This is a genomic window from Paraburkholderia ferrariae NBRC 106233, assembly GCF_000685035.1.
Taxonomy (GTDB): domain Bacteria; phylum Pseudomonadota; class Gammaproteobacteria; order Burkholderiales; family Burkholderiaceae; genus Paraburkholderia; species Paraburkholderia ferrariae.
In genome coordinates, this window is record NZ_BAYB01000024.1 from 1 (window position 1) to 20718 (window position 20718).

At 66.5% G+C, this 20718-nt stretch carries 19 protein-coding genes; 13 read left to right on the plus strand and 6 right to left on the minus strand.

Annotated features, from left to right (window positions below; translation table 11 throughout):
• Positions 1 to 136: 136 nt before the first annotated feature.
• Both uvrA and BFE01S_RS23810 read left to right on the plus strand, forming a co-directional pair.
• Positions 137 to 3028, plus strand: a complete 2892-nt coding sequence (gene uvrA, locus BFE01S_RS23805; protein WP_028227660.1) for an excinuclease ABC subunit UvrA — start codon at positions 137 to 139, stop codon at positions 3026 to 3028.
• A gap of 189 nt (positions 3029 to 3217) precedes the next feature.
• Entirely contained in the window at positions 3218 to 4303 is a 1086-nt protein-coding gene (locus BFE01S_RS23810) for an AI-2E family transporter (protein ID WP_028227661.1), read from the plus strand.
• A gap of 104 nt (positions 4304 to 4407) precedes the next feature.
• Here BFE01S_RS23810 and purU read toward each other — a convergent pair whose 3' ends face one another.
• The 5 genes from purU to BFE01S_RS23835 all read right to left on the minus strand — a co-directional run bounded on the left by purU (position 4408) and on the right by BFE01S_RS23835 (position 9589).
• Entirely contained in the window at positions 4408 to 5277 is an 870-nt protein-coding gene (gene purU, locus BFE01S_RS23815; protein WP_028227662.1) for a formyltetrahydrofolate deformylase, read from the minus strand.
• A 62-nt stretch (positions 5278 to 5339) separates the two neighbouring features.
• The gene (locus tag BFE01S_RS23820) at positions 5340 to 6203 is read right to left on the minus strand and encodes an NUDIX hydrolase (protein WP_028227663.1); all 864 of its coding nucleotides are present in this window, start codon (positions 6201 to 6203) and stop codon (positions 5340 to 5342) included.
• A gap of 17 nt (positions 6204 to 6220) precedes the next feature.
• On the minus strand, positions 6221 to 6835 hold the full coding sequence (locus tag BFE01S_RS23825) for a LysE family translocator (protein ID WP_028227664.1): 615 nt from the start codon (positions 6833 to 6835) through the stop codon (positions 6221 to 6223).
• 94 nt (positions 6836 to 6929) lie between these two features.
• On the minus strand, positions 6930 to 7496 hold the full coding sequence (locus tag BFE01S_RS23830; protein ID WP_028227665.1) for an adenine phosphoribosyltransferase: 567 nt from the start codon (positions 7494 to 7496) through the stop codon (positions 6930 to 6932).
• 86 nt (positions 7497 to 7582) lie between these two features.
• A complete protein-coding gene (locus BFE01S_RS23835) occupies positions 7583 to 9589 on the minus strand; it encodes a monovalent cation:proton antiporter family protein (protein WP_028227666.1) in 2007 nt (668 codons plus the stop codon).
• A gap of 258 nt (positions 9590 to 9847) precedes the next feature.
• Between BFE01S_RS23835 and kdsD the strand changes: the two genes are divergently transcribed.
• The 11 genes from kdsD to BFE01S_RS23890 all read left to right on the plus strand — a co-directional run bounded on the left by kdsD (position 9848) and on the right by BFE01S_RS23890 (position 19528).
• Positions 9848 to 10831, plus strand: coding sequence for an arabinose 5-phosphate isomerase KdsD (gene kdsD / locus BFE01S_RS23840; protein WP_028227667.1), 984 nt, complete (start codon positions 9848 to 9850; stop codon positions 10829 to 10831).
• Positions 10831 to 11391 carry a KdsC family phosphatase gene (locus tag BFE01S_RS23845; protein WP_028227668.1) on the plus strand — a complete coding sequence of 187 codons (561 nt, stop codon included), beginning with the start codon at positions 10831 to 10833 and terminating at the stop codon, positions 11389 to 11391. Before kdsD ends, BFE01S_RS23845 begins: the two co-directional genes overlap by 1 nt.
• A complete protein-coding gene (lptC, locus tag BFE01S_RS23850; protein ID WP_028227669.1) occupies positions 11388 to 11990 on the plus strand; it encodes an LPS export ABC transporter periplasmic protein LptC in 603 nt (200 codons plus the stop codon). The genes BFE01S_RS23845 and lptC overlap by 4 nt, the downstream gene beginning before the upstream one ends.
• A 31-nt stretch (positions 11991 to 12021) precedes the next feature.
• Complete coding sequence (gene lptA / locus BFE01S_RS23855) at positions 12022 to 12723, plus strand: lipopolysaccharide transport periplasmic protein LptA (protein WP_028227670.1); 702 nt, start codon at positions 12022 to 12024, stop codon at positions 12721 to 12723.
• On the plus strand, positions 12720 to 13511 hold the full coding sequence (lptB, locus tag BFE01S_RS23860; RefSeq protein WP_028227671.1) for an LPS export ABC transporter ATP-binding protein: 792 nt from the start codon (positions 12720 to 12722) through the stop codon (positions 13509 to 13511). The genes lptA and lptB overlap by 4 nt, the downstream gene beginning before the upstream one ends.
• A 367-nt stretch (positions 13512 to 13878) precedes the next feature.
• Positions 13879 to 15393, plus strand: coding sequence for an RNA polymerase factor sigma-54 (locus BFE01S_RS23865; RefSeq protein ID WP_028227672.1), 1515 nt, complete (start codon positions 13879 to 13881; stop codon positions 15391 to 15393).
• A gap of 179 nt (positions 15394 to 15572) precedes the next feature.
• Complete coding sequence (gene hpf / locus BFE01S_RS23870) at positions 15573 to 15929, plus strand: ribosome hibernation-promoting factor, HPF/YfiA family (RefSeq protein WP_028227673.1); 357 nt, start codon at positions 15573 to 15575, stop codon at positions 15927 to 15929.
• 366 nt (positions 15930 to 16295) lie between these two features.
• A complete protein-coding gene (ptsN, locus tag BFE01S_RS23875) occupies positions 16296 to 16751 on the plus strand; it encodes a PTS IIA-like nitrogen regulatory protein PtsN (protein ID WP_028227674.1) in 456 nt (151 codons plus the stop codon).
• Positions 16752 to 16859: 108 nt separating this feature from the next.
• On the plus strand, positions 16860 to 17828 hold the full coding sequence (gene hprK / locus BFE01S_RS23880) for an HPr(Ser) kinase/phosphatase (RefSeq protein ID WP_027795920.1): 969 nt from the start codon (positions 16860 to 16862) through the stop codon (positions 17826 to 17828).
• A 130-nt stretch (positions 17829 to 17958) separates the two neighbouring features.
• Positions 17959 to 18852 carry an RNase adapter RapZ gene (rapZ, locus tag BFE01S_RS23885; protein ID WP_028227675.1) on the plus strand — a complete coding sequence of 298 codons (894 nt, stop codon included), beginning with the start codon at positions 17959 to 17961 and terminating at the stop codon, positions 18850 to 18852.
• 40 nt (positions 18853 to 18892) lie between these two features.
• Entirely contained in the window at positions 18893 to 19528 is a 636-nt protein-coding gene (locus BFE01S_RS23890) for an LON peptidase substrate-binding domain-containing protein (RefSeq protein ID WP_028227676.1), read from the plus strand.
• A gap of 49 nt (positions 19529 to 19577) precedes the next feature.
• On the opposite strand, the gene mutY is transcribed toward BFE01S_RS23890, so the two are convergent.
• Positions 19578 to 20711 carry an A/G-specific adenine glycosylase gene (gene mutY, locus BFE01S_RS23895; RefSeq protein ID WP_028227677.1) on the minus strand — a complete coding sequence of 378 codons (1134 nt, stop codon included), beginning with the start codon at positions 20709 to 20711 and terminating at the stop codon, positions 19578 to 19580.
• Positions 20712 to 20718 lie beyond the last annotated feature (7 nt).

Sequence of the window (20718 nt, forward strand, 5' to 3'; positions counted from 1 at the left end):
GGCGGACGGATTGGACATCGGGGAATGTGTTCTGATGGGGCCGCCGCTGCCCGCCGAAGACCGTCAGCAAGCTGTAACGGCGGTCTGGAAAAGTCGTTATAGTAGCAGGTTTGGTTTCCCTTTCTCCCGCAGGTTCATGGAACAAATCCGTATCCGTGGGGCCCGAACCCACAACCTGAAGAACGTCAACCTGGACCTGCCGCGCCACAAGCTCGTGGTGATCACCGGCCTCTCCGGCTCGGGCAAGTCGTCGCTGGCGTTCGACACCCTTTACGCGGAAGGCCAGCGGCGCTACGTGGAGAGCCTCTCCGCGTACGCGCGCCAGTTCCTGCAGCTGATGGAGAAGCCCGACGTCGATCTGATCGAGGGTCTGTCACCGGCAATTTCCATCGAGCAGAAGGCGACCTCGCACAATCCGCGCTCCACGGTCGGCACGGTCACGGAAATCCACGACTACCTGCGTCTTTTGTACGCACGCGTGGGTACGCCCTACTGCCCCGACCACGAAATTCCGCTGCAGGCCCAGAGCGTTTCGCAGATGGTGGACGCCGCGCTCGCCCTGCCCGAGGAAACGCGGCTCATGATCCTCGCGCCCGTGGTCACCGACCGCAAGGGCGAGCACGCCGAACTCTTCGACGACATGCAGGCCCAGGGTTTCGTGCGCTTTCGCGTGCGCTCGGGCGGCGGCACGGCCAACGAAGGCGAGGCGAAGATCTACGAGGTCGACGCGCTGCCCAAGCTCAAGAAGAGCGAGCGCCACACCATCGACGTGGTGGTGGACCGCCTGAAGGTGCGCCCCGACATGAAGCAGCGCCTCGCCGAATCGTTCGAAACGGCGCTGCGCCTCGCCGACGGCCGCGCGATCGCGCTGGAAATGGACACGGCCAGGGAGCACCTCTTCAGCTCGAAGTTCGCCTGCCCGATCTGCTCGTACTCGATTCCGGAGCTCGAACCGCGCCTCTTCTCGTTCAACAACCCGATGGGCGCGTGCCCCGAGTGCGACGGCCTCGGCCAGATCACGTTCTTCGACCCGAAGCGCGTGGTGGCGCACCCCTCCCTCTCGCTCGCCGCCGGCGCGGTGAAGGGCTGGGACCGGCGCAACCAGTTCTACTTCCAGATGCTGCAAAGCCTCGCGGCGTTCTACGAGTTCGACATCGACGTCGCGTTCGAGGACCTGCCCGAGAAGGTGCGCAAGATCCTGCTCTACGGCTCGGGCAAGCAGCAGATCCCGTTTTCGTACATCAACGAGCGCGGCCGCACGTCGATCCGCGAGCACGTGTTCGAAGGCATCATCCCGAACCTCGAACGCCGCTACCGCGAAACCGATTCGGTGGCCGTGCGCGAGGAGCTCGCGAAGTATCAGAACAACCAGCCCTGCCCGCATTGCGACGGCACCCGCCTGCGCCGCGAAGCCCGTTTCGTGCGCATCGGTTCGGGCGACATGGCACGCGCCATCTACGAGGTGAGCGGCTGGCCGCTGCGCGACGCGCTCGGCTACTTCCAGACGCTGCGGCTCGAAGGCGCCAAGCGCGAGATCGCCGACAAGGTGGTCAAGGAAATCGTTGCGCGCCTCATGTTCCTGAACAACGTGGGCCTCGACTACCTCTCGCTCGAACGCAGCGCCGAAACGCTCTCGGGCGGCGAAGCGCAGCGCATCCGGCTCGCCTCGCAGATCGGCTCGGGGCTCACGGGCGTGATGTACGTGCTCGACGAGCCCTCCATCGGCCTGCACCAGCGCGACAACGACCGCCTCATTTCCACGCTCAAGCACCTGCGCGACCTCGGCAACTCGGTGATCGTCGTCGAGCACGACGAGGACATGATCCGCATGGCCGACTACGTCGTGGACATGGGGCCGGGCGCCGGCGAGCACGGCGGCATGGTGATTGCGCAAGGCACGCCGGGCGAGGTGGAAAGCGATCCCGCCTCGATGACGGGCCAGTACCTGAGCGGCGCGCGCCGCATCGAGTACCCCGACGAGCGCAAGGAGCCCGACGAGCGGCACCTGCGCATCGTCGAGGCCTACGGCAACAACCTCAAGCGCGTGACCCTCGACCTGCCGGTGGGGCTGCTCACCTGCGTGACGGGCGTGTCGGGCTCGGGCAAATCGACGCTCATCAACGACACGCTCTACCACGCGGTCGCGCAGCACCTGTACGGTTCGTCGGCCGAGCCGGCGCCGTTCGAGGCGATCGAGGGCATGGAGCACTTCGACAAGGTCATCAACGTCGACCAGTCGCCCATCGGCCGCACGCCGCGCTCGAACCCGGCCACCTACACGGGCCTTTTCACGCCGATCCGCGAGCTGTTCGCGGGCGTGCCGACGGCCAAGGAACGCGGCTACGAGTCGGGCCGCTTCTCGTTCAACGTGAAGGGCGGCCGCTGCGAGACCTGCCAGGGCGACGGCATGCTGAAGGTGGAGATGCACTTCCTGCCCGACGTCTACGTGCCCTGCGACGTCTGCCACGGCAAGCGCTACAACCGCGAAACGCTGGAGGTGCAATACAAGGGCAAGAACATCAGCGAAGTGCTCGACCTGACGGTGGAAGCCGCCTACGAGTTCTTCAAGGCGGTGCCGGTGGTGGCGCGCAAGCTGAAAACGCTGCTGGACGTGGGTCTCGGCTACATCCGGCTGGGGCAGTCGGCCACCACGCTCTCGGGCGGCGAGGCGCAGCGCGTGAAGCTCTCGCTGGAGCTGTCCAAGCGCGACACCGGCCGAACGCTGTATATACTCGACGAGCCGACCACGGGCCTGCATTTCCACGACATCGCGCTGCTGCTGGAGGTGATCCACCGGCTTCGCGACCAGGGCAACACGGTGGTGATCATCGAGCATAATCTCGATGTCATCAAAACCGCCGACTGGGTGGTGGACATGGGCCCCGAGGGCGGTGCCGGCGGCGGCCAGATCGTCGCCCAGGGCACGCCCGAGCAGGTGGCGAAGTCGAAGGCGAGCTTCACGGGCCGCTATCTGGCGCCGCTGCTCAAGCGCCAGCAGGATGCCGTGGCGGCTTCGGCGGGGCAGTAAGGCACGGGGCCGCGGCGCAAGCCAGGGCCCACAAGCAGCACAGAAGACGCACAAGCAGGACTGCCCGGGGGAACGCGCGAAAGCCGGCGGCAACATCGCCACAACCCGCGCGCGGGCAGCAAGAACGAGGCAGTCAATCGATGGGGGAGCCTGGCGTTCCCCCGGGTCCGAAAACGGGTATTCCGAATTATGGTCAAGCGCAACGAAGCCACCGACGACAAGCAGGTGCGCGACCTCAGGCCGCGTCCGGTCAGGCTGACGAGCGACATGAGCCTGCCGAAGCTCTCGGCCGTCGAGATCGGCAGCTACATCGCGGCCGTTGCCGGCATGTGGGCCGTGCTGCAGCTGAACCTGCTGGGCGCGCTGCTCGCGGGCATGCTGGTCTTCCAGCTCGTCCACACGATCTCGCCGCTCATCGAGCGGCGCATGTCGAGCCAGCGGGCGCGCTGGGCGGCGGTGGTGCTGGTGTCCATTCTGATCGTGGGCGTGCTGTCGGGCCTCACGGTCGGCGTCATCGAGCACTTCGAGGACGACGTGCCGAGCGTACAGAAGGTCATGGCGCAGATGATGGCGTTCGTCGATCAGGCGCGCGGGCGCATTCCCGAGGCGGTGGCCGCCTATCTTCCGGTGGACGTCGACCAGATGAAGCTCAAGGCGTTCGCGCTCATGCACGAGCACGCCAACCAGCTTCAGCAGGGCGGCAAGAACGCCGCGCGCATCTTCGGCCATATCGTGATCGGCATGATCATCGGCGCCATCATCGCCATCGGTGCGCAGAAGAATGCGCAGCGCCTGCCGCTTTCCACCGCGTTCGTCACGCGCGTCGCGCGTTTTGCCGACGCGTTCCGCCGCATCGTATTCGCGCAGGTGAAGATTTCGGCCATCAACACAGTGTTCACGGGCCTCTTCCTGCTGATCGCGCTGCCGCTCTTTCACGCACCGCTGCCGCTTGCGAAGATGCTCGTGGTGGTGACCTTCGTGGTGGGCCTCCTGCCCGTGATCGGCAACCTGATCTCGAACACGCTGATCGTCGCAATCGCGCTGACCGTGAGCCTGCCCGCCGCCGTCACCGCACTCGTGTTCCTGATCGTGATCCACAAGCTCGAGTACTTCCTGAACGCGCGCATTGTCGGCGGCCAGATCGAGGCGCGCACGTGGGAGCTGCTCGTGGCGATGCTCGTGATGGAAGCCGCGTTCGGCCTGCAGGGCGTGATCGCCGCGCCGATCTTCTACGCGTATATCAAGCGCGAGCTGATCTACCTGCGGCTCGTTTGAACGCTTCGTCGCGCGCCAGGTAAAAAGCCGGCTCCCTTTTACGGGCAGCCGGCTTTTTTATGCCAGAGCGCTTCATGTGCGCCTCATATGCGCTTCATGAATGCTTAACGGAACACCACCGTCTTGCTGCCGTTGAGCACGATGCGGTGCTCGGTATGCCACTTCACCGCGCGCGCGAGCGTCACGCATTCCACGTCGCGGCCGATGGCCGTGAGCTGGTCCGGCGTCATGCTGTGATCCACGCGCTCGACTTCCTGCTCGATGATCGGGCCTTCGTCCAGATGGCTCGTCACGTAGTGCGCGGTCGCGCCAATCAGCTTCACGCCGCGGTCGAACGCCTGGTAGTACGGCTTCGCGCCCTTGAAGCTCGGCAGGAACGAGTGATGGATGTTGATCGCACGGCCCGCCAGCGTGTCGCACAGCTGCGGCGAAAGAATCTGCATGTAGCGCGCGAGCACCACGAGGTCGGCGCGCTCGTTCTCCACCACTTCCAGCACGCGCGCTTCCTGCGCGGCCTTGCCGTCGTCGGTGGCGTTGAGCAGCGGGAAGTGATGGAACGGAATGTTGTAGCTCGCCGCGAGCTGATAGAAGTCCTTGTGATTCGAAATGATCGCCGGAATCTCGATGGCGAGCTGGCCCGTGCCGTAGCGGAACAGCAGGTCGTTCAGGCAGTGGCCGATCTTCGAAACCATGATGACGACGCGCGGCTTCACGTTCGCATCGTGCAGCTCCCAGCGCATGCCGAACTCCTGCGCGAGCGGCGCGAACGCATCGCGCAGGCCCGCGAGGCCCAGGTCGCCGCCCACTTGCTGGAAGTGCACGCGCATGAAGAACTCGCCGGTATGGCTGTCGCCGAACTGCGCCGAGTCCAGAATGTTGCTGCCGCGCTCGAACAGAAAGCCCGAGACGGCGTGGACGATGCCGGGCCTATCGGCGCACGACAGTTTCAGAATAAAGCTGTGATCGGTCGACATGACCTGGGTAACTCCCTTCCTGGTGCTTCAACAGGGCTGAGCCTGAGTAAAACCGAGCCCTTTCACAGCGTCGGCGGTTCGAAGATCGCGGCAATGCCCTCGCACGCCTCCTCGTCTATCCAGCGGCGGCGCAAGAGGCAGTCGAGCGTCGCGAGGCTCGCATCGACGGTCATGGCGCCTTCCTCGATCCAGCGCGCGGCTTCGTCGATGCGTGCGAGACGGTGCTCGCCCACTTCGCCGTCCTGGTTGTGCGGCACGAAATCCTCGGGCAGCGCGAGATCGTAGATGAAGATCTGCTCGGCCTGGGTGCCCTCGGGCAAAGACTGCAGCACGTGGGCCGTGCGGCCCGGCGTGGCGAGCGAGGCAATGGCCTCGTCGATGCCCGCCTCTTCCCAGCACTCCTTGACGATCGTGGCCTCGACCCCGAAGCCCCAGCCGATGCCGCCCGCCACGACGTTGTCGAGCATGCCGGGATCGGTGGCCTTGGTCTCGCTGCGGCGGGCGATCCACAACTGCGGCGCCCGGCCCGACCCGGATGCCGGGCCGCCATATTCTACGACGCCGTTCAGATGCACCGCGTACGTCATGGTGCCGAAAAAGCGCGAGGCGGCGCGCTCGATCCAGGCGAGCGGCGGCGCGTCGAAGGCGTTGCGGATCGCGTAGGTCTCGTCGCGCCAGCCCGGAATGCGGCCCTCGGCGGCCAGCGCGCCGATCACGGCGCCCAGCGCCGCGCTGCGCGCGGTCGCCGTGTCGAATTTCGCGGACAGGCTCACGCGCGCGCCGTCGATCTCGAACACGTCGGGCCAGCGCGCGAGCAGCACGGCGTCGGCCACGCGAATCCAGCCAACCCGCTCGCCGCCGATCCAGAACGGCAGATGGGCGCGCACGTCGAAGCGGCGCGCGGCGCTGATACAGGGCAAGGTCATCGCAACGCTCCCGCGGTTCAGTCGCGCAGCGCGACGCGAATGCCGATGGCAATGAAAGTGACGCCCGCGAGGCGGTCGAGCCACACGCCCGCGCGCGGCCGCCGCTTGAGCCAGCCGCCGATGGTGCCCGCGCACAGGCCGAAAATCGAGAACACCACCACGGTCTGCAGCATGAACAGAAGGCCCAGTTCGAGCATCTGCAGCGTCACGGCCTGCGCGCCGTGCGGATCGACGAACTGCGGCAGGAACACCACAAAAAAGAGCGTGACCTTCGGGTTCATGACGTTGCCGAGCACGCTCTGGCGGAACACCGTGGAAAGCGGCTGGCGCGGGCGGTCGCCGGCCGTGGCGAGGCCCTGGCTGCACAGCGCCTTCACGCCGATCCAGATCAGGTACGCGGCACCCGCGAGCTTGAGGATCTGGAACGCCACCGGCGACGAGCGCAGCACGGCGGCAATGCCGAGCGCGGCGAGCGTGGTGTGGAACGTGATGCCGGCGGCAAAGCCGAGCGCGGCGACGAGTCCGGCAGCGCGGCCCTGCGAGATGCCACGCGCGAGCACCTGGAGGTTGTCGGGGCCGGGCGCGAAGGTGATGGCGATCGAGGTCGCGAGAAAGAGGGCGAAATTGGGCATGGAATCAAGGTCCGCGGTGAACAACCGTACGACGGGTGGTCGCGCTCAGTGGCCGAAATAGTGGCCGCAATAGTGGCCGCAATAGTGGCCGCAATCAGTGACCGCCGAAAGAAGTCACGGCGAAGAGCGACAGCCCCGCATCGGCGAGCAGCTTCGAGCCGCCCAGGTCCGGCAGATCGATGATCGCCGCGCCTTCCACCACGGTCGCGCCGAGGCGCTCCAGCAGGAGCTTGCCCGCCAGCATGGTGCCGCCGGTGGCGATCAGGTCGTCCACGATCACGACGCGGTCGCCCTTGCCGCACGCGTCCTCGTGAATCTCGACGGTCGCGGTGCCGTATTCGAGCGTGTAGGTCTCGGAAACGGTCTTGTACGGCAGCTTGCCGATCTTGCGGATCGGAATGAAGCCCACGCCCAGCTCGTACGCCACGATCGGTCCGATGATGAAACCGCGCGCGTCGAGGCCCGCGATGCAGTCGAGCTTCGCGTCCACGTAGCGCTCGACGAACAGGTCGATCAGCACCCGCAGGCCCTTCGCGTCGCCGATGAGCGGCGTAATGTCGCGGAACTGCACCCCCGGCTGCGGCCAGTCGGGCACCGTGCGGATCAGATTCTTCACGAACTGCGCGGCTTCGACGGGCGCGTTCGCAGGTGCGTTGGACATGATTTCTCCGGGTTGCATCAGGAATACGGAACAGGGGAAAACGATTCAGGGGCCAGATAGCCCCCGCGCACGGCCACGCCGCTCGCTCAGAGTGCCGATGCACCCGCGCCCGCCTTGCGGTGCCGCGAAAGCCGTTCCTCGGCCTCGGCCAGTTGCTCGGGCAGCCCGCGCAGCACGACGATGTCGTTCTCGCGCAACCTGGTCGAAGGGTCCGGCTCCACGCCGCGAATCCCGTGCCGGCGGATCGCCGTGACCTCCACGCCGATATCGGCCAGCCCCAGCTCGGCCAGCGTGCGTCCCACGGCATCGGCGCGCTCGTCAACCGGTACGGATTGTAGCCGCACCTGCTCGTGGCCGTCCTCGCCCACATCGTCGGTGCCGTGGAAGTAGCCGCGCAGCAGACTGTAGCGTTCGTCGCGCAGTTCCTCCACGCGCCGTACCACGCGCCGCATCGGCACGCCCATCAGCACCAGCATGTGCGAGGCGAGCATCAGGCTGCCCTCCACGATCTCCGGAATCACCTCGGTCGCGCCGGCTTCCAGCAGCCGTTCGAGATCGGCGTCGTCCACCGTGCGCACGATCACGGGCAGCGTGGGTTCGAGCTCGTGGACATGGTGCAGCACGCGAAAGGCCGAGGGCGTGTTCGCGTAGGTGATCGCCACGGCCGCTGCGCGGTGGATGCCGGCGGCGACCAGCGACTCGCGCCGCGCCGCGTCGCCGAACACCACCGACTCGCCCGCCGCCGCGGCCGCCGCCACGCGGTCGGGGTCGAGGTCGAGCGCCACGTACGAAAGCCCCTCGTATTCGAGCATGCGCGCGAGGTTCTGCCCGGCGCGGCCATAGCCGCAGATGATCACGTGGCCGCTCTGCTTGATGCTCTGCGTGGCGATGCGCGTCATCATGAGCGACTGCTGCATCCACTCGGTCGAGGAAAGGCGCAGCACGATGCGGTCGGCGTTCTGGATCAGGAACGGCGCGGCAAGCATCGAAAGCAGCATGGCGGCGAGGATCGCCTGCAGGAGCGTGGGATCGACCAGGTGCTTGTCCAGAATCAGATTGAGCAGCACGAAGCCGAATTCGCCCGCCTGCGCGAGCCCGAGGCCCGTGCGCATGGCCACGCCCGGCGAGGCGCCGAACAGGCGCGCGAGCGCCGTGATCATGACGGCCTTCAGCACGAGCGGGCCGACGAGGAACGCCAGCACCATCAGCGGGTGCTGCCAGATCACGTGCGGATTGAGCAGCATGCCCGTCGTCACGAAGAAGAGGCCCAGCAGCACGTCGCGAAACGGCTTGATGTCCTCTTCCACCTGATGCCTGTACGGCGTTTCGGCGATCAGCATGCCCGCGATGAAGGCGCCGAGCGCGAGCGACAAACCGAACTTGTCGGTGATGAACGCGGCGCCGAGCGTGACGAGCAGCACGTTCAGCACGAACAGCTCCTGCGAGCGGCGCCGCGCGACCACGTTGAACCAGCGCGTCATGAACTTCTGCCCGACGAAGAGCAGCAGCCCGAGCGCGAACACGATCTTCAGGCCCGCAAGGCCGAGCGCCTCCACGAGCGACTTCGAATCGCCGCCGAACGCGGCGATCACGATGAGGAGCGGCACGACGGCCAGGTCCTGGAACAGCAGCACGCCGAGGATGTTGCGCCCATGCCCGGACTCGATCTCGAGCCGCTCCGCCAGCATCTTGCTGACGATGGCCGTGGACGACATGGCGAGCGCGCCGCCCAGCGCCACGCACGCCTGCCAGGTGATATGCACCCAGTGTTCGAGCGAGAGCCCGACGAGCAGCGCGACGGCAATGGTCCCGAGCACCTGCGAAAGCCCGAGCCCGAATACCGCATGGCGCATGGCGCGCAGCTTCGAGAGCGAGAACTCGAGGCCGATCGAGAACATCAGGAACACCACGCCGAACTCGGCCAGATTCTGCGCGCCATGCGTGTCCGGCACGATGCCGAGCGAGCGCGGGCCGACGAGGATGCCCACGCTCAGATAGCCCAGCATCGGCGGCAGGTTCAGGTAACGGAACAGCACGACGCCGACCACCGAGGCGAGCAGCAGGAACAACGTCATTTCCAGCGGGGAGATCATCGTGTGAAACGTCCTCGTGCGTGGCGCATGCAGCCTGGCTTGTCGGGCAGCGGCTGCCCGGGGTGCATCGGGCCTTGCGCCGGCCCGGTCCATGATCGGCGCAAAGCGGGACTAAAAGGAAGTGCTGCGAGGGAGCACGGCGAGGTTGGCGCTGCGGCGGCGCGAGGCGTCCGGCGGCACGGCCGCCCGGGGCTTGCCAGAGGCTTGCCACACGGGCCTGGCGGCGCGGCGATCAGACGCCTTTGCTATACTCCGCGAATGATAGCGAAAATCAATGGCGACCGGGCGCTCAAGCTCGCTCGCGACGTGCTCGACATCGAAGCTGACGCCGTGCGCGGGCTTCGCGACCGGCTCGACGACAGCTTCGTCGGCGCAGTCGATCTTATCCTTGGCTGCCGCGGCCGCGTGGTCGTGTCCGGCATCGGCAAATCGGGCCACATTGCCCGCAAGCTCGCCGCCACGCTGGCGTCCACGGGCACCCCGGCCTTCTTCGTCCACCCCGCCGAAGCCAGTCACGGCGACCTCGGCATGGTCACCGCCGAAGACGTGTTCGTGGCCCTCTCGAACTCCGGCGAATCGGAAGAGCTCGTGGCGATCCTGCCGCTCGTGAAGCGCATCGGCGCGAAGCTCGTCGCCATGACGGGCCGCCCCGGCTCCACGCTCGGCCAGCTCGCCGACGTGCACCTCTACGCCGGCGTGGAAAAGGAAGCCTGCCCGCTCAACCTCGCGCCGACGGCCAGCACGACGGCGGCGCTCGCGCTCGGCGACGCCCTCGCGCTCGCCGTGCTCGACGCACGCGGCTTCGGCGCCGACGACTTCGCGCGCTCGCACCCGGGCGGCGCGCTCGGCCGGCGCCTGCTCACCTACGTGCACGACGTGATGCGCACGGGCGAGCAGATGCCGCTCGTGCGCGAAGACGCCACGCTGCGCGAAGCCCTTTTCCAGCTCACGGCCAAGCGCATGGGCATGACGGCGATCGTCGACAAGGACAGCCGCGTGACGGGCATCTTCACCGACGGCGACCTGCGCCGCGTGCTGGAGCGCGCGGGCGACTTCCGCGACCTGCCGATCGCTTCGGTCATGACGCGCGGCCCGCGCACGATCGGTCCCGATCACCTGGCGGTCGAAGCCGTGGAACTGATGGAGCGCCATCGCATCAATCAGATGCTGGTCGTCGATGCAGCGGGCAAGCTGATCGGCGCGCTCAACATGCACGACCTGTTTTCGAAGAAGGTGATCTGATGGCCGCTACCCCGGAACCCGACGCCACGGCGCGCGCCGCGCGCGTGCGTCTGATGATTTTCGACGTCGACGGCGTGCTGACCGACGGCGGCCTGCTGTTCACCGGCGCCGGCGACACCATGAAGGCGTTCAACTCGCTCGACGGCCACGGCGCAAAGCTCCTGCGCGAAGCCGGCATCGACACGGCCATCATCACGGGCCGGCGCTCGGAGATCGTGGCGGTACGGGCGAAGGAACTGCGCATCACGCACCTGTACCAGGGCGCGGAGGACAAGCGCGTGGCCTTCGCGGAACTGCTCGCCGCAACCGGCATGACGCCCGACCAGTGCGGCTATATGGGCGACGACTGGCCCGACCTCGCGGTCATGCTTCAGTGCGGCTTCGCGGCGGCACCGGCCAACTCGCACCCCGAAGTGCTCAAGCGCGCCCACTGGGTTGCCGGCGCGCGCGGCGGCTTCGGCGCGGTGCGCGAAGCCGCCGACCTGATCCTGCGCGCGCAGAACCGCTACGACGCCCTGCTCGCGGCGGCCTGCGCGCCGCACGCTGCGGAGCCGCGATGAACGGGGAGAAGTTCCGTCTCACCTCGCTCGTGCCGCTCGTGTGCGTGGCGGCGCTCGCGCTCTTCACGTGGTGGCTGCTGCAGGCCGTCAAGCCGCACGAGAAGGAAGAGGCGCCGCGCCCGCTCACCCATACGCCCGACTATTTCGCCGACAACTTCTCGGTGTCCGAACTCGACCAGTCCGGCGCGACGCAGTACCGCCTGACCGCGACGCACATGGTTCACTACGAGGACGACGAGAACAGCGACCTGACCCTGCCGGCCGTGCGCGCATTCCAGCCCGGCAAGCCGATCGTCACGGCCACGGGCCTGCGCGGCACCGTGAACAGCGACGCTTCGATCGTCAATCTCTACGATAACGCGCGCATCCTGCGCGCCGCCGGCGACGGCGACCCGGAAATGCAGGCCGATTCCGAACATTTCCGCGTGCTCGTGAACGACGATGTGATCCTGACCGAAAAGCCGGTTAAACTTCGTCGCGGCCAGTCGGTCATGACGGCCACCAACGGCATGAACTACAACAACGTCACCCGGGTCATCCAGCTCTACGGCAACGTCCGTGGCGCGATCGCCCCGGCTGACTCCGGCGGCGCGTCCTGAACGCCGGGCCGTCCACCCAAGGCACGATTGCATGAACGAATCGCTTCCCCGTCCTCCGTCCGGCGTCCTGCGCGCACACCGTGCCGCGCGCGTGCGCCGTGCCGTGTTCGGCGCGCTGGCCGTGCTCGCCGCGGCGCTGCCGCTCGCAGGCTTCTCGCCCGCCGCGCATGCCGAGCGCGCCGACAAGGACAAGCCGCTCAACATCGAAGCGGACAACATGACGTATGACGATCTCAAGCAGGAGACCGTCTTCACCGGCCACGTGGTCGCCACGAAGGGCACGATCCTGATCAAGGCCGACAAGGTGGTCGTGACCCAGGATCCGCAGGGCTACCAGTACGCCACCGGCACGGTGGCGCCGGGCACGCCCGACGCGAATCTCGCCTATTTCCGCCAGAAGCGCGAAGGCGTGGACGAATACGTGGAAGGCACGGCCGAGCGCATCGACTACGACGGCAAGCAGGACCTCACCACGCTCACCACGCGCGCCACGGTGCACCGCCTGCAGGGCCTGTCCACCATCATGGACACGGTGCACGGCAGCGTCATCACCTACGACGGCCAGAACGACTTCTATACGGCGAAGTCCGGCAAGGACGTGGCAGGCCCGGGCAACCCCACGGGACGCGTGCGCGCCACGCTCTCGCCGCGCAACGGCGGCGCCCAGCCGCTTACGGGCGCCTCGGCCACGCTGGTGCCTTCGGCCACGTTGCAGGGGACGCCGCAGCAATGAATACCGTGACTGCTCCGCAAAGCCACGGCCGGCAACTGGCCGGCAAGACCAGCTCGCTCGTCGTGCGCAATCTCAAGAAGCGCTACGGCTCGCGCACGGTCGTCAAAGATGTGTCGCTCGACGTGAAAAGCGGCGAAGTGGTCGGGCTGCTCGGGCCGAACGGCGCCGGCAAGACCACGTCGTTCTACATGATCGTCGGCCTCGTGCCGCTCGACGCGGGCGAGATCGACCTCGACGGCCAGTCCATCAGCCTGCTGCCGATCCACAAGCGCGCCTCGCTCGGCCTGTCGTATCTGCCGCAGGAAGCGTCGGTGTTCCGTAAGCTCACCGTCGAAGAGAACATCCGCGCCGTGCTCGAACTGCAGGTGGACATGCACGGCAAGCGGCTCTCGAAAGACGTGATCACCGAGCGCGCCGAAGCCCTCCTCGACGAACTGCAGATCGCCCACCTGCGCGAAAATCCGGCCCTCTCGCTCTCGGGCGGCGAGCGCCGCCGCGTGGAAATCGCCCGGGCGCTCGCCACCGATCCGAGCTTCATCCTGCTCGACGAACCGTTCGCGGGCGTGGACCCGATCGCCGTGCTGGAAATCCAGAAGATCGTGAAGTTCCTGAAGCAGCGCAACATCGGCGTGCTGATTACGGACCACAACGTGCGCGAAACGCTCGGCATCTGCGATCACGCGTACATCATCAGCGACGGCACGGTGCTCGCCGCCGGCGCGCCCAGCGACATCATCGAGAACGAAAGCGTGCGCCGCGTCTATCTCGGCGAACATTTCCGCATGTAAGACGCACCGGGCGGCGTACTGGCGCGGCGGCAGTGTCGCCGCGCCAGTACGCTACCCGACTCGGCTCGCCTTACAGCTTGCCGACCTGTCCGGCGGCATGCTTCGCGCGCCGCCCTTCCCCAGCTTCCCGCTGTCGCATTCCCAGGCCGCAACCACGCCCAAAAGGCCGCGATGTGCGCCGAACGGTGCACAAAACGCGCCGTGTGCCTGCCCGGCCTCCTCCCGCAGAGGCCGCTTTCGCGCCGATCCCCAGCGCCGGGCTGCCCGCCCGTTTGAGGGCCACACCATTGCGTGGCACGCGTATTTTCGTGAAGGTTGCGTGGTATCGCGGGCGTGGCAAACTCTTTACAATGAATCGCACACTGCCATGAAAGCCAGCCTCCAACTCCGCCTCTCGCAGCATCTTGCGCTGACCCCGCAACTGCAGCAGTCCATCCGGCTGCTTCAGTTGTCGACGCTCGAACTGCAGCAGGAAGTGGCGACGGCGATCTCGCAGAACCCCCTGCTCGAAAACGACGACGACTGGATCGCGAGCCCCCTGCGCGTGGCCGCCGACGGCTCGCTGATCGCGCAGCCGCCGGCTTCCGGCGGCGAGACGATGTCGGGTCCGTCCACGTCTTCCGCGTCCTCCTCGAACGGCGGCGAGAACGGTGACGGCGAGCCGCAGGGCGTGGACGAATACAACGGCCTCGCGTCCGACGCCAACGGCGACGCGAGCCAGTGGAACCTCGACGACTACGGCCGCCCCGGGGGCGCCTCCGACGACGACGACCTGCCCCCGCTGCAGATCCACGAATCCACCACCACGCTGCGCGACCACCTGATGGCGCAGTTGCGCGTGACCCAGGCAAGCCCGCGCGATCGCGCGCTCATCACGTTTCTCATCGAATCGCTCGACGACGACGGCTATCTGAGCGCCACGTGCGAGGAAATTCTTGCCGATATCCCGGACGAACTCGAAGTCGACGGCGACGAACTGAACGCCGCACTCGCGCTGCTGCACAGCTTCGACCCCGCAGGCGTGGGCGCGCGCTCCGCATCGGAATGCCTCAAGCTCCAGTTGCTGCGCGTCGAATCGTCGCCCACGCGAACGCTCGCGCTCGAGATCGTGTCGAACCATCTGGAACTGCTCGCCGCACGCGATTTCACGCGGTTGCGCAAGCAACTGAAGACCGGCGACGACGAACTGCGCGAAGCGCATGCGCTGATCCGCTCGCTGGAGCCGTTTCCGGGCGCCGCCTACGGCAAGGCCGAAGCGGATTACGTGGTGCCGGACATCATCGTCAAGAAAGCGGGCCAGAACTGGCACGCGGAACTGAACCCGGAGGTGGTGCCGAAGCTGCGCATCAACCATCTCTACGCGAACATCCTGCGCAACAACCGGGGCGACCCGGGCAGCGGTTCGCTGCGTCAGCAGTTGCAGGAAGCGCGCTGGCTCATCAAGAACATCCAGCAGCGCTTCGAAACGATCCTGCGCGTTGCGCAGGCGATCGTCGAGCGGCAGAAGAACTTTTTCGCACATGGCGAAATCGCCATGCGCCCCTTGGTTTTGAGGGAGATTGCTGATACGCTGGGCCTACACGAATCAACTGTCTCGCGTGTGACAACCGGTAAATACATGCTGACTCCATTCGGGACACTTGAATTTAAGTACTTCTTCGGATCGCACGTATCAACCGACACCGGGGGCGCGGCGTCATCAACCGCCATTCGCGCACTCATCAAGCAACTGATAGGAGCCGAGAACACCAAATCTCCTCTTTCAGACAGCCGCATAGCCGAACTGCTGGCGGAACAAGGTTTCGTGGTCGCGCGGCGCACCGTCGCGAAATACCGCGAGGCATTGAAGATCCCGGCAGTCAATCTGCGCAAGTCTCTTTAGCCTGTTGCCGGTTTGCTCCGGCATGGGCACTTTCCGGCCGCGGCGCCAGTTCTGGCGGCGATGGCCGGCCGAGGTAGTCCGTCGCGCAGGCCTTTTCGGGGAAGCCTCACGCGGTCCCACCAGTCGACCGGCATCGCCGCGCATGACGCGTCAGGCGGCTATTAGCCTGGAGAAGCACTATGAACTTGAAGATCAGTGGACACCATCTCGAAGTAACGCCAGCGTTGCGAGAATACGTGATCACCAAGCTGGACAGGGTGCTAAGACATTTCGATCAGGTAATCGATGGCAATGTGGTCCTCTCGGTCGACAACTACAAGGAAAAGGATAGGAGACAGAAGGTTGAAGTGAACCTTCATCTGAAGGGCAAGGATATTTTCGTGGAGAGCGCGAACGGCGACATGTACGCCGCCATCGATCTCGTGGTCGACAAGCTCGATCGCCAGGTCGTGCGCCACAAGGATCGCGTGCAGGGCCACCAGCATGAGTCGCTGAAGTATCAGAGCGCTCCGCCGCTTGAAATCCCGCCGCAGTGATCCCTGCGCAATGAACCACGGCAGGATCCCCGCAAGAGCGGCCAGTCACCCGAATGGCCGCTGAAGATCCGGCCCCAGAGACAAGCCGCCCCGCACGGGCGGCTTTTTCATGAGTAGAGGACATCGAACGATCCGGTCTGGTGCAACCGGGCATGAGCGGTTGCACTATGCATGGCGCATCGCACCATCGGTCCGTACGCTTGTTCTATAATGGTCCAGTCGTTTTCGGGGCGTGACGTCCCCACGGTCCCGGCACCGGCTTCGCCGCGAGAGCCGCGCGCCATCGGGGCGTGCAGCAGCGTGTGTCGGGTTTCGCGCTTTTCTGCCGGGGTGAGGAGCATTCAGGCCACGTTTTCGCCTGCCAACATGAATCGTTTAGCCAAAATACTTCCCATCGAGAACGTCGTCCTCGGCCTGTCCGTCACCAGCAAGAAGCGCGTCTTCGAACAAGCTGGCCTGATCTTCGAAAACCAGAACGGCATCGCCCGCAGCACCGTTACCGACAATCTGTTCGCGCGCGAGCGCCTCGGTTCCACCGGCCTCGGCGAAGGCGTTGCCATTCCGCACGGCCGCATCAAGGGCTTGAAGCAGCCGCTCGCCGCCTTCGTGCGCCTCGCGGAGCCCATCGCCTTCGAAGCCCCGGACGGCCAGCCCGTCTCGCTTCTCATCTTCCTGCTCGTGCCCGAACAGGCCACGCAGCAGCACCTTGAAATCCTGTCCGAGATCGCGCAACTACTGTCGGATCGCGAGACGCGCGAGCGCCTCCACACGGAACAGGACCGCGAAACGTTGCATCGCCTGCTCACCCAGTGGCAACCTTGATGTAACGCGCCGCCGAAAGCGGCGAGCAAGCGGCGCCGGGCCCACGCGGCGGCGCCCGGTTCGAACCGTCGCGGCCCTAAACCCGAGTCTTCGCGGAGTCACCGACTCATGGACACGTCCAGCATCAACGCCCAAAGTATCTTCGACGACAACGCCACCACGCTGAAGCTCAGCTGGCTGACGGGGCACGAAGGCTGGGAGCGCGGCTTTTCGGCCGAGACGGTGGCAACGGCCACGGCGAGCGCCGACCTGGTCGGCCACCTGAACCTGATCCACCCGAACCGCATCCAGGTGCTCGGCGACGCCGAAATCCACTACTACCAGCGCCAGACCGACGAAGACCGCTCGCGCCACATGGCCGAGCTGATCGCCCTCGAACCGCCCTTCCTCGTGGTCGCGGACGGCATGACCGCGCCGCCCGAACTCGTCCTGCGCTGCACGCGCTCGTCCACGCCGCTCTTCACCACGCCCATGTCGGCGGCGACCGTCATCGACAGCCTGCGCCTTTACATGTCGCGCATCCTGGCGCCCCGCGCCACGCTGCACGGCGTGTTCCTCGACATCCTCGGCATGGGCGTGCTGCTCACCGGCGACTCGGGCCTCGGCAAGAGCGAACTGGGCCTCGAACTGATCAGCCGCGGCCACGGCCTCGTGGCCGACGACGCCGTGGATTTCGTACGCCTCGGCCCCGATTTCGTCGAAGGCCGCTGCCCGCCGCTGCTGCAGAACCTGCTGGAAGTGCGCGGCCTCGGCCTTCTCGACATCAAGACGATCTTCGGTGAAACCGCCGTGCGCCGGAAGATGAAGCTCAAGCTCATCGTGCAGCTCGTGCGCCGCCCGGACGGCGAATTCCAGCGCCTGCCGCTGGAAAGCCAGACGGTGGACGTGCTGGGGCTGCCCATCAGCAAGGTCACGATCCAGGTGGCGGCGGGCCGCAACCTCGCCGTGCTGGTGGAGGCCGCCGTGCGCAACACGATCCTGCAACTGCGCGGCATCGATACGCTGCGCGACTTCATGGACCGCCAGCGCCTCGCCATGCAGGACCCGGACAGCCAGTTCCCCGGCAAGCTGATCTGATACCGGCGGCCGCGGGCCGCCGGGCACGCTTCTGGCGTGGGCCCTGGCGGTGCGTTGGAGCGCCCGGCGTGTCATCGCGGGAGCCCGGGTCCGATGCTATGATGACCCAATCGGGTTCATCGACTTTTCCATGCGTATCATCCTGATCACCGGTATCTCGGGTTCCGGCAAGTCGGTCGCGTTGACCGCGCTTGAAGACGTCGGCTATTTCTGCGTCGACAATCTGCCTCCGCGCTTTCTGCCGCAACTCGCCGAATATCTCGCCGAAGACGGCTACGACCGCCTTGCGGTTGCTATCGACGCGCGTTCGAGTTCGTCGTTCGAGGACATGCCGCAGATGATCCGCGACCTCGCGCGCGAGCACGACGTGCGCGTGCTGTTCCTCAACGCGAGCACGCAGTCGCTGATCCAGCGCTTCTCGGAAACGCGCCGCCGCCACCCGCTGTCGGGCTCGGCCGCGCACGACGCCAATGTCGGCATGCTGAAGTCGCTCGAAGAGGCCATCGAGCACGAGCGCGAACTCGTCTCGAATCTCGCCGAGTTCGGTCATCAGGTCGATACGAGCAACCTCAGCGCCAATGCGCTGCGCGCGTGGGTGAAGGCTTTTGTCGAGGGCGAGCGCGGCTCGCTCATGCTCACCTTCGAATCGTTCGGTTTCAAGCGCGGCGTGCCGCTCGACGCGGACCTCGTGTTCGACGTCCGCACGCTGCCCAATCCGCACTACGACAGCCGCCTGCGTCCGCTCACGGGCCTCGATCAGCCGGTGATCGACTTCCTGCGCGCGCAGCCGGCCGTGCACGAAATGATCGACGACATCTATGCGTTCGTCGCGAAGTGGCTGCCGCATTTCCGTGCGGACAACCGCAGCTATCTCACCGTCGCGATCGGCTGCACCGGCGGCCAGCATCGCTCGGTCTTCATTGCCCAGACGCTGGCCACGCGCTTCGCGGGCCAAACGAACGTCATCGTGCGCCACCGCGACGCGCCCCTCGACGTTGGAGAGTCGTCCCGGCTGATCGCCTAACCGGCCGCGCACGCGCGGCCTTAACCGAAAGCGTTGCGCCATGTCCTCGTCCCCTGCCGTGCTTGCCGATCTGCCGCTCTTCCCGCTGCATACGGTGCTCTTTCCCGGCGGCCTGTTGCCGCTGAAGATCTTCGAAGCGCGTTACCTGGACATGGTCAGCCGCTGTCTGCGAGAGAAGACGCCGTTCGGCGTGTGCATGCTCAAGAGCGGCGGCGAGGTGGCGCAGCCCGACGAGCCTTCGGTGCCCGAGAGCATCGGCTGCCTCGCCCGGATCGAGCAGTGCGACGCCGAATCGTTCGGCATGCTGCTGATCCGCGCGCACGGCACGCAGCGCTTCCGGCTGCTTTCGTACCGGGTCGAGAGCGACGGCCTGATCGTCGGCATGGCCGAACCGCTGCCCGAAGATATCCCGCTCGAAGGCACCGAGCAGCTTGCGCGCTGCGGCGCGTGTGCAGAGGTGCTCGAACGCATCATTGCGACGATCCGCGAACGCGACCCGGCAAGCGTGCCGTTCGCGGAGCCGTTCCGCTTCGACGACCCTTCGTGGGTCTCCAACCGCCTGGCCGAAGTGCTGCCGATTCCGCTGCGCGCGCGCCAGAAGCTCATGGAGTTGCCCGACGCCGGCGCGCGTATCGACGTCGTGCATCACTACATGCAGCAGCATCAGTTGCTCTGACTCCGATGGCTCCGATACGCCCGGCCTTGCGCTGAGGCGCGAGCCTCACTCAGATCAGCGAGCCGCGCAAGCCGTCCAGCAGTTTGCGCACCGGCGCAGGCACGCCAAACGCGTCGATCTCGCGCAACGGCACCCAGGCCGTCTGCCCGTCGCCGAGTTCGATGGCCGATGCCCCCGCCTTCGCCCCGCGCGCGAGTTCGATCACGCGCGGCTCGATATCGAGCTTGAAGTGCGTGAACGTATGCGAGAACGGCGCCAGCGGCGAGACCTCGCCCGCCGCGCCGAAAGATTGTGCGCGCTCGGCGACCGCCGTTTCGTCGGCGGCTTCCGGCAGGCTCCACAGGCCGCCCCAGATGCCCGTGGGCGGCCGCTTCTCCAGCATCACGGCGTCGCCGTCGAGCAGCACGAGCATCCACGTGCGGCGCGTCGGCACGGCCTTTTTCGGACGCGCCGCGGGCAGTTCGCGCTGGCGCCCCGTCGTGTTCGCCACGCAGTCCACGGCGAACGGACAGCGCGCGCAATCCGGCTTGCCGCGCCCGCATAGCGTGGCACCCAGATCCATGAGCCCCTGCGTATAGGCGCTCACGTCCGCGTCGCTTGCGCCCGCGCCGGGAACGATCGATTCGGCAAGCGTCCACATGCCGTTTTCCACACGCTTTTCGCCCGGAAAACCCTCTACGCCGAACACGCGAGCGAGCACGCGTTTCACGTTGCCGTCGAGTATCGTCTCGCGCGCGCCGAAGGCAAACGACGCAATCGCCGCCGCCGTCGAGCGGCCGATGCCGGGCAACCCGGCAAGCCCATCGACCGTCTGCGGGAACCGGCCGCCGTGCTCCTGCGCAACGACCTGCGCGCAGCGATGCAGATTGCGCGCCCGCGTGTAGTAGCCGAGCCCCGCCCACAGCGCCATCACGTCGTCGAGCGGCGCGGCGGCGAGCGCCTCCACTGTCGGGAAACGATCGAGAAAGTGCGCGTAGTACGGAATCACGGTGCCCACCTGCGTCTGCTGGAGCATGATTTCCGACAACCAGATCCGGTAGGCATCGCGCGTGTTCTGCCACGGCAGATCATGCCGGCCGTGCTCGCGCTGCCACGCGATGAGGCGCGGCGCGAAGCTCGCGACGAGTTCCGATGGATAGGTGCCGGCGGGCAGCGTGCTGGACGAGGACGAAGATCGATACATGGAGAAA

Excerpts from the sequence above, each read along its gene's own strand:
- uvrA (WP_028227660.1), top strand. The coding sequence starts at position 137 with ATGGAACAAATCCGTATCCGTGGGGCCCGAACCCACAACCTGAAGAAC.
- BFE01S_RS23810 (WP_028227661.1), top strand. The coding sequence starts at position 3,218 with ATGGTCAAGCGCAACGAAGCCACCGACGACAAGCAGGTGCGCGACCTC.
- purU (WP_028227662.1), bottom strand. The coding sequence starts at position 5,277 with ATGTCGACCGATCACAGCTTTATTCTGAAACTGTCGTGCGCCGATAGG.
- BFE01S_RS23820 (WP_028227663.1), bottom strand. The coding sequence starts at position 6,203 with ATGACCTTGCCCTGTATCAGCGCCGCGCGCCGCTTCGACGTGCGCGCC.
- BFE01S_RS23825 (WP_028227664.1), bottom strand. The coding sequence starts at position 6,835 with ATGCCCAATTTCGCCCTCTTTCTCGCGACCTCGATCGCCATCACCTTC.
- BFE01S_RS23830 (WP_028227665.1), bottom strand. The coding sequence starts at position 7,496 with ATGTCCAACGCACCTGCGAACGCGCCCGTCGAAGCCGCGCAGTTCGTG.
- BFE01S_RS23835 (WP_028227666.1), bottom strand. The coding sequence starts at position 9,589 with ATGATCTCCCCGCTGGAAATGACGTTGTTCCTGCTGCTCGCCTCGGTG.
- kdsD (WP_028227667.1), top strand. The coding sequence starts at position 9,848 with ATGATAGCGAAAATCAATGGCGACCGGGCGCTCAAGCTCGCTCGCGAC.
- BFE01S_RS23845 (WP_028227668.1), top strand. The coding sequence starts at position 10,831 with ATGGCCGCTACCCCGGAACCCGACGCCACGGCGCGCGCCGCGCGCGTG.
- lptC (WP_028227669.1), top strand. The coding sequence starts at position 11,388 with ATGAACGGGGAGAAGTTCCGTCTCACCTCGCTCGTGCCGCTCGTGTGC.
- lptA (WP_028227670.1), top strand. The coding sequence starts at position 12,022 with ATGAACGAATCGCTTCCCCGTCCTCCGTCCGGCGTCCTGCGCGCACAC.
- lptB (WP_028227671.1), top strand. The coding sequence starts at position 12,720 with ATGAATACCGTGACTGCTCCGCAAAGCCACGGCCGGCAACTGGCCGGC.
- BFE01S_RS23865 (WP_028227672.1), top strand. The coding sequence starts at position 13,879 with ATGAAAGCCAGCCTCCAACTCCGCCTCTCGCAGCATCTTGCGCTGACC.
- hpf (WP_028227673.1), top strand. The coding sequence starts at position 15,573 with ATGAACTTGAAGATCAGTGGACACCATCTCGAAGTAACGCCAGCGTTG.
- ptsN (WP_028227674.1), top strand. The coding sequence starts at position 16,296 with ATGAATCGTTTAGCCAAAATACTTCCCATCGAGAACGTCGTCCTCGGC.
- hprK (WP_027795920.1), top strand. The coding sequence starts at position 16,860 with ATGGACACGTCCAGCATCAACGCCCAAAGTATCTTCGACGACAACGCC.
- rapZ (WP_028227675.1), top strand. The coding sequence starts at position 17,959 with ATGCGTATCATCCTGATCACCGGTATCTCGGGTTCCGGCAAGTCGGTC.
- BFE01S_RS23890 (WP_028227676.1), top strand. The coding sequence starts at position 18,893 with ATGTCCTCGTCCCCTGCCGTGCTTGCCGATCTGCCGCTCTTCCCGCTG.
- mutY (WP_028227677.1), bottom strand. The coding sequence starts at position 20,711 with ATGTATCGATCTTCGTCCTCGTCCAGCACGCTGCCCGCCGGCACCTAT.